The organism is Bordetella sp. (assembly GCF_057362025.1).
In genome coordinates this window covers 1-7,686 of the sequence record NZ_JBMQQZ010000057.1, presented here as the reverse complement: position 1 = coordinate 7,686, position 7,686 = coordinate 1, and the positions used below count along the sequence as shown (strand labels likewise).

General features: G+C 68.8%; 6 protein-coding genes. 1 reads left to right on the top strand and 5 read right to left on the bottom strand.

Annotated features, from left to right (window positions below; translation table 11 throughout):
- Positions 1-137: 137 nt before the first annotated feature.
- Positions 138-764 (bottom strand): LysE family translocator, encoded by a 627-nt coding sequence (locus ACO1P8_RS11190; protein ID WP_486295961.1) that lies wholly within the window; start codon positions 762-764, stop codon positions 138-140.
- Positions 765-827: 63 nt separating this feature from the next.
- Here ACO1P8_RS11190 and metC point away from each other — a divergent pair, with 63 nt between their 5' ends.
- On the top strand, positions 828-2,033 hold the full coding sequence (metC, locus tag ACO1P8_RS11185) for a cystathionine beta-lyase (RefSeq protein WP_486295960.1): 1,206 nt from the start codon (positions 828-830) through the stop codon (positions 2,031-2,033).
- 37 nt (positions 2,034-2,070) lie between these two features.
- Here metC and ACO1P8_RS11180 read toward each other — a convergent pair whose 3' ends face one another.
- The 4 genes from ACO1P8_RS11180 to ACO1P8_RS11165 all read right to left on the bottom strand — a co-directional run.
- Positions 2,071-2,715, bottom strand: a complete 645-nt coding sequence (locus tag ACO1P8_RS11180; protein WP_486295959.1) for a thiol:disulfide interchange protein DsbA/DsbL — start codon at positions 2,713-2,715, stop codon at positions 2,071-2,073.
- 146 nt (positions 2,716-2,861) lie between these two features.
- Complete coding sequence (locus ACO1P8_RS11175) at positions 2,862-3,596, bottom strand: SPOR domain-containing protein (protein WP_486295958.1); 735 nt, start codon at positions 3,594-3,596, stop codon at positions 2,862-2,864.
- Between the two features lie 6 nt (positions 3,597-3,602).
- On the bottom strand, positions 3,603-5,288 hold the full coding sequence (argS, locus tag ACO1P8_RS11170; protein WP_486295957.1) for an arginine--tRNA ligase: 1,686 nt from the start codon (positions 5,286-5,288) through the stop codon (positions 3,603-3,605).
- 98 nt (positions 5,289-5,386) lie between these two features.
- The coding region (locus ACO1P8_RS11165; RefSeq protein WP_486295956.1) for a phospholipase effector Tle1 domain-containing protein at positions 5,387-7,686 on the bottom strand (2,300 nt) is incomplete at its 5' end.

The window sequence follows — 7,686 nt, the reverse complement described above, 5'->3', positions numbered from 1 at the left end:
GCCCGAAGGGTGAGTACGCAAACCGGCGCCTGGCCGCGTTACGAATGCTCGCCGTGGCATCACCACGACTGCGCTTCGTGCCTTGCCATCCACCGGTTTGCGTACTCATGCGAGGCTCCTTCTAGCGTTAACAGGCCCTAGCGCACCGACGTCGCCAGGCGCAGCGCCAATCCCGCGAAGACCAGGCCCGCGCAGGTATTCAGGACCTTGCGGGCGCGCGCCGACCGCTGCAGCATCGCCCCGGCCGCGCCGGAAAAGAACGCGATGGCGCCGAACACCAGCAAGGTCGCCAGCATGAAAGCGCCGCCCAGCACGACGATCTGCGGGCCGACCGGGCCCGCGGCGGGCGTGGCGAACTGCGGCAGGAAGGCCAGGAAGAACAGCAGCACCTTGGGATTCGTCAGGTTCATGACAATGCCGCGCGCGTACAGCGCCGACGGCTTCATGCGGGGCGGCGCGGCGCCGCCCGCTGCGCCGGCCGGCGCGCGGAATGCCTGCCATGCCAGATAGGCCAGGTAAGCCGCGCCGGCCCATTTCAGCGTCGCGAAGGCCAGCGGCGAGGCCGCGAAAACCGCCGCCAGTCCCACGGCCACCGCGGCCGTGTGGCCCAGCAGGCCGGTGCACAGGCCCAGTACCACCATCAGCCCGGCGGATCGCCCCCACAGCGCCGACTGCATCAGCACGAACAGATTGTCCGGGCCGGGCGACAACGCCAGGAGCACCGCGATGCCGAAAAAAGTGGTCAGGGTGTGGATATCCGGCATGGAAGATGGCCGAGAACGAAAGTGGCATCATAGGCGAATCGGCAACCTGATTCCTACATCCCAATGGCCTCTCGATCCCCTCACCTGGACACCTTGCTGCAGCACACCGGTATTGCCGAATTCGACCCCGCCAGCGGCGCGGCGCCGGTGGGCCTGCCGCCGGTTCGCACCAGTACCGTGCGTTTCCGCGACCTGCAGGCGCTGGACGATGCGGAACGCCGCAAGGCCGCCGGCGAGCGCGTCGTGGCGTATGGCCGCATGGGCCTGGATACCCACGTGGCGCTGGAAGATGTCTTCAAGCACCTGGAGCAAGGCACCCACTGCTATCTGGCGCCCTCGGGCTTGTCCGCCATTACGCTGGCCTTTATGTCGCTGCTGTCCGCCGGCGAACACGCGCTGGTGGCCGACAACGTCTATGGTCCGGTGCATGCGCTGGACCAGGCGGTGCTGGCGCGCCTGGGCATCGAGCTTACGTATTTCGCGCCGAATCATGACGATATCGACGCGCTGGTGCGGCCGAACACGCGCTTGATGTACGTGGAATCGCCGGGGTCGCTGTTGTTCGAAATGCTGGATATCCCCGCCCTGGCGGAGAAGGCGCGGCGGCATGGGCTGGTGCTGGCCGCCGACAATACCTGGGGCTCCGGCTATATCTATCAGCCGCTGGCCTTGGGCGCGCAGGTGTCCGTGGTGGCGGGCACGAAATACGTCGGCGGACACTCCGATCTGATGCTGGGGGCGGTCGTGACCAACGACGAGGAACTGGCGCGGCGTATCAACAAAACGCAATACGCGATGGGGTACTCGATCAGCGCCGACGATGCCTGGCTGGCGCTGCGCGGCGTGCGCACGCTGCCGTTGCGCATGGCGCAGCATGCGCGCAATGCGTTGGAAGTGTGCGGCTTCCTGGCGCAGCGTCCGGAGGTGGCGCGCCTCTATCATCCCGCCTTGCCATCCGATCCCGGACATGCGCTGTGGCGGCGCGATTGCACCGGGTCCAACGGCATGATGGCCGTGGCCTTGCGGCTGGCGCCGGCCCAGGCACGGGTATTCGTCGACAGCCTGCGGCTGTTCAGCATCGGCTATTCGTGGGGCGGCTTCGAAAGCCTCGTGCAGCTGGTGTCGCTGCAGATGCTGGCGGGCCACCGCTATTGGCGCGGCGACGGCCAGGCCGTCGTGCGCCTGCATATCGGGCTGGAATCGCCATCGGACTTGATCGACGATTTGCGGCAGGCACTGGATCGCGCCGTGGCGCCGCCCCAGGGGTAATCGTCGACGGGCGACCGGCGTCAGCCGGCGGCCGTGATCACTTGCTGTCGCGCGCCATCGGCAGCAGCTTGTTCACTTCGTCCAGCGCGCCCTGATAGCTGTTGCCTGCCATGACCGGCGACGTCAGGTACTTGCCGCCGACCAGGTAGGACGGCGTGCCGTCGATATTGGCCTGCTTGGTCAACTGCGTGGCGCGTTCGACCTGCGTATTGACGGAAAACGAATCGAAGATTTCTTCGAACTTCTTGCGGTCCACGCCCTGCGATGCAACCCAGTCCTCCATCGCGGACTTCGTGAAGAGCTGCTTGTGTTCCTGGTGGATGGCGGTGAACACCTTGCTATGCAGGTCCGGGCGGTTCAAGGTTTGCAGCGTGTAGTACAGCTGCTGCAGCGGCTTCATCGATGCGTTGAAAGCAACCGGCACCTGGACCAGCACCACGTCGGCGGGCGCGGTCTTGGCCCAGGCTTCGACCATGGGCTCCATCGCCGCGCAGTGGGGGCAGGTGTAGGCGAAGAACTCCATGACCTCGATCTTGCCCGCGTGGTCGCTGGCGATGGCCGGGTTGACCACCTGGTAGGGTTGCGCGCCCGGCTGGACGCCTTGGGCGTTGCTGACGGGCGCGAACAAGGCCGTGGCGGCGAGGGCGGAAACCGCCAGCAGGCGGCTAAGCAGTTTGGACATGTCGGTCTGGATCCCAGGTTGAGGTCTAAGGAGAGTGCTGTCGGCGAGCGTAGCCCGGCCGCCAGGGGCGCGAAGCGCATGCGATAGGCGACGGGCCGCAAAGACAATAGAGACAGGCGCGACGTGGGCGAGTTCCGCCACGGGCGCTACTGGCGGACCACCGCCACTTCGATTTTGTTTTCTCCCAGGCGTGTGCGGGCGCGATTCATATCGTCCAGGCGCGCGAAAGGCCCGACCCGGACCCGGTTGATCGGCTTGCCGTTGACCTCCGCGCGCTGCACCGCGACCGGCAGGCCCAGCAGCAGGATGCGCGCCCGCAGCGCCTCGGCATCGTCGGCGGCGCGGTAGGCGCCGGCCTGCAGGAAGTACTTGCCGCCGGCTTCTTTGGCGGAGTCGCGGCCCGACGGGCTGGCGCTGGCTACCGCGGCGGGCGCCGACGGTTTGGCCGCCGGCTTCTCCGCCGCTTTGTCGGCGCCCTTCTCCGCGGGCTTATCCGCGGCGCGAGGGGGCGGTTCCGGTGTCGTCGGCAGCGTGGCGATCAGCGCGCCCAGATCGTCCGGCCCATGGGACGCGGTGCCGGACGTCGAGGGCTGGGCCCCGGGCAGCGGGGACGCCGGCGTGGCCGTCGGGCCGGTCGGCGCAATGCCGGCGGCACCGTCGCGTCCGTACAGGCCGGCGTTGGGGTCGGGCGCGTTGCGGACGTCGGGCAGGGGTGACTGGTCGGCATGGCGCGAAGCCCGGTCGACGAAAGGTACCGGAGCGCGTGTCACATAGAACGCGACGGCGGCAGCCACGATCAGCCCGATGAGCAGGCCGGTCAGTACGCCGTAGAGCGTGCTGCCGCGTTCGGACGATCGCTTCGCGGGTTTGCGTTTCGCCATGGCAACCTACATGCGCTCGGGCGCGGAAACGCCCAGCAGCGCCAGGCCGTTGGCCACCACCTGGCGCGTGGCCGCCGCCAGGCGCAGGCGGGCGCGCTTCAGGGCGATATCGTCGACCAGTACGCGTTCGGCGTTGTACCAGGCGTGGAAGTCCGCCGCGCAGTCACGCAGCCAGAAGGCCACGTGATGGGGCGCCAGTTCCTGGGCCGCGAGCTGGATGACGTTGGGGAATTCGGCCAGCCGTTGCATCAGCGCGAATTCGGTCGGCGCCGTCAGGCGCGCGATGTCGGCGGCGGCGATGTCCTGTTCGTTTTCGCCCGATTGCCCCACCATGGAGCAGATGCGCGCGTGGGCGTACTGGATGTAGTAGACCGGGTTCTCGTCGCTTTGCGACAGCGCGAGGTCGACGTCGAAGACGAATTCGGTATCGGCGCGCCGCTGGATCAGGAAGTAGCGCACGGCGTCGCGACCCACCCAATCGATGAGGTCGCGCATGGTGACGTAGCTGCCGGCGCGCTTGGAGATCTTGACCTCTTCGCCGCCGCGCATCACCTTGACCATCTTGTGCAGCACGTAGGCCGGATAGTCCTTGGGGATGCCCATGTCCAGGGCCTGCAGGCCGGCGCGCACGCGCGCCTCGGTGCCGTGGTGGTCGCTGCCCTGGATGTTGACGGCGCGATGGTAGCCGCGCTCCCATTTGTTCACATGGTAGGCGACGTCCGGCACGAAGTAGGTGTAGCCCCCTTCGCGCTTGCGCATCACGCGGTCCTTGTCGTCGCCCGTGCCCAACTCGGTGGTGCGCAGCCAGAGCGCGCCTTCTTCTTCGTAGGTATGGCCGCTGGCGATCAACCGGGCGACGGTCTGTTCGACGCGGCCGCTGGTGTAGAGCGAGCTCTCCAGGAAGAAGTTGTCGAAGGTCAGGTCGAAGGCCTGGAGGTCGCGGTCCTGTTCGCGGCGCAGATAGGCCACGGCGAAGCGCCGGATGTCTTCCAGGTCGTCGACGTTGCCGGTGGCGACGGTTTCCTCGCCGTCGGCCGCGCGCACGGCCGCGCCGGCGATGAAGTCCTTGGCGATGTCGACGATGTATTCGCCCTTGTAGCCGTCTTCGGGCCAGCCGGGCGATTCGGGGCCCATGCCCTTGGCGCGCGCCTGCACGCTGATCGCCAGGTTGTGGATCTGGTTGCCGGCGTCGTTGTAGTAGAACTCGCGCGTGACATCATGGCCGGCGGCATCGTAAAGCCGGCAGATGGCGTCGCCCAGGGCTGCCTGGCGCGCATGGCCCACGTGCAGCGGACCGGTGGGGTTGGCCGAAACGAATTCGACCAGGACTTTTTCGCCATGGCGCGCGGCGCGGCCGTAGGTGTCGCCCTGCGCCGCGATGGCGGTCAGCACGGCCTGCCGCGTGGCCGCGGTAACGCGGATGTTGATGAAACCGGGCCCCGCGACTTCGGCCGCCTCGACGATATCGCGTGCGCGGGCGTCGGCTGTCAGGGCGTCGACGATGGCCTGGGCCAGCTCGCGCGGATTGCGCCTGGCGGCCTTGGCGACCTGCATGGCGACATTGGTCGCCACGTCGCCATGGGCCGCGACCTTGGGGCGTTCCAGCAGAATCGTGGGCCGCGCTTCCGGCAGCAGGGTGCCGACGGCGTCTTGCAGTAGGGAGACAAGAAGGTGCTGTTGCTCTGGGAGCATGGGGACTCGGAAAAGACGGGAAAACAGGCGGCGGGACGCAATGCCGCGAATTACGGGATGATACCGTGATTTATCCGGGTACCTCGTCCGTCGCCGGCTCAGGCGGGCAGGTCCAGATCCAGCGTTCGCCGCAACCAGCCGCGATAGCCTTCCATGTCCACGGTGGCGACGGCGGATTCGTCGTTTTCCGTCCAGCCGCGCACCCGGCGGATGAATGCCTCCACTTCGGTGCGCGCGGCGGCACCGTATCGGGCATGTTCCGCCTGGCTTGCCACCAGCGTGTCGCCAGCGCCTCGCAGTACGGCGCGGTCTTCGCCCGTCCGGCGGCCGCGGCGTCCCCGTTCGTCGTGCACGATAGGGTTGGCGACCCGTTGAAACGCCGCGGGCGGCGGCAGGAAGGCGGCCCCGGCGTATTCCGCCTGCTTGAGCATCCAGGCCAGGGCGACGTCCGACAGGTCGCCACCCGGCCGGGCGCTTACCGGGTCGGCCGGATGCGGCAGATAGCCGCCGCCGATGTCGCCGTGCGCGCCGATGAAGGGCGCCTCCGCCACGTTGGGGTTGTCCTCGGGCGCCGCGCTCAAGGGAAACAGCCTGCGGCGTTCATGCAGCGCCACCGCATGCGCGACCCAGCGCCATTCGGCGGATACCGCCAGGTTGTAATCCGCGTTGCGCGATCCCAGCACGCCGAACTGCGCCACCGCGTCGAACAGGCCGATGAAGCGCAAATCCGCGCAGGCGGTGACCGTGCCCAGCGCGGGGTCGCGTGTCCAGAAGCGGCCCGCCCGATGGCGCTCGGCGATCATGTTGCCGAAATGCATGGCCAGCGCTGCGCCACGGGAATAGCCCAGCAGGTCGATCGCGAGGGTGTCGGCGCGGCCACGTGCCGCGATCTCGCGCAATAGCGCATTCCATTGCGTTTCCAGGATGTCGGGCGATGAGCCGGCCGTCGCGGCATCCACCATGCGCGGCCGCGCGAACCCCGGCCCGCGATGATAGAAAGCCGTGCCATCCCCGTACCACCCGCTCATCAGCGCGACATTGGTGCGCGCGCCGCGATCGTGGCTCGTACCGTCGAAGGCGAACAGCAGCAGGCCATGGGGATCGATATGGCGGCGCGGCTGCTGGCCGGCGTAGCCGTAGGGCCGGGTATCGGGCATGGGGCCGGCCGGATCGGGTTCCAGGTAATGCCCCAGGCGCGGGTCGTAGGTACGCAGGTAATTGTCGTGCAGGCCTGTCGCGTCATCGTGGATATGGCCGGGCTGGCGCAATGGCATGGGCACGTCGCCGTCCGTGGCGATGGCGACGCCGGTGGGCGACCACAGCGCGCGCCAGCGCACCCGGCCGCCTGCATCGGTGACGGCATGGGGCAGGCCGATCGCATCCGCGTGCACCGCATGGAAGACGGGAGCCGGTGCGGGGCCGCCGGCCAGCCCCAAGGGCCGCGGACGGGGATAGACGATCATGGCGACCGGCACCCATCCGGCATAGACGTAGCGTTGCACCACGCCCACGCCGCCGTCGGGGAGGGGGCGGGCGATCGCTACCAGCCGGTTGGATGCATAGAGATAGTCCTCCGTGCGGGTGCCCGCTCGTCGCCGGATGCGCTCGCCGTAGGCGTTGTGCGTATAGCGCGCCAGTTCCGCGCGTCCCCGCATGACGCTGGCCAGCCTTCTATCCGGTCCGTAGCGCAGGCGCAGGGCGCCGTGTTCGAGGGGCAGTCCGCTGGCATCGCGGCGCGCGCGGTGCACGCGGGTCGTCGTGCCATCCTGGGTCGCCATTGCGTCGCCGGCTGCGTGCCAGGCGTAGCGCCAGGCGCGGATCGTACGCGGGACGATGGTGGCGGGGCCGGCATCCGCGGGGCTTGCATCGCCCCGAGAGATCGCGGCACCGGCGGCGGTGCGATCCCGGCGCGGCGTCTCCGGCATGTCCAGGCCGGCCTCGGCACCGGCAAGCCGCGCGTCGTCGTCATAGCCGTAGGCGTACACGCCCTTCCAGTCGGCGACGCGCAGGGTCTCCCGCGCGATGCGGCCCGCCGCGTCGTAGCGCAAGTGCTGCAACAGCAACGGCGCGCGGTCGGGCGCCCCGGGATCGTCGACCAGCAGGGTCTCCAGCGCGCCCTCGCGCATCATCCCCTGCGTGCGCAGGCCGTTCCCATGCAGGTAGCCGCCTTCCGGCAAGGCGCGCAACAGTTCCCGCCTGTCGCCGCGATGCTCCCAGGCGATGCGCGTTACGCGGCCGCCTGCGCCGTAGGCGTAGGTCAGGCTTCCCCCTTCCGGAAGGTCGTGGCGAACCACGCGGCCGCCGTCATCCCATGCGTAGCGCTCGCGATAGCCATAAGCCGCCTGGCCGCCGCGTGCGGGGCGATGCACCGTGCGCAGCGCCAGTCGTCCGTGCGCGT

Excerpts from the sequence above, each read along its gene's own strand:
- ACO1P8_RS11175 (WP_486295958.1), bottom strand. The coding sequence starts at position 3,596 with ATGGCGAAACGCAAACCCGCGAAGCGATCGTCCGAACGCGGCAGCACG.
- argS (WP_486295957.1), bottom strand. The coding sequence starts at position 5,288 with ATGCTCCCAGAGCAACAGCACCTTCTTGTCTCCCTACTGCAAGACGCC.
- metC (WP_486295960.1), top strand. The coding sequence starts at position 828 with ATGGCCTCTCGATCCCCTCACCTGGACACCTTGCTGCAGCACACCGGT.
- ACO1P8_RS11190 (WP_486295961.1), bottom strand. The coding sequence starts at position 764 with ATGCCGGATATCCACACCCTGACCACTTTTTTCGGCATCGCGGTGCTC.
- ACO1P8_RS11180 (WP_486295959.1), bottom strand. The coding sequence starts at position 2,715 with ATGTCCAAACTGCTTAGCCGCCTGCTGGCGGTTTCCGCCCTCGCCGCC.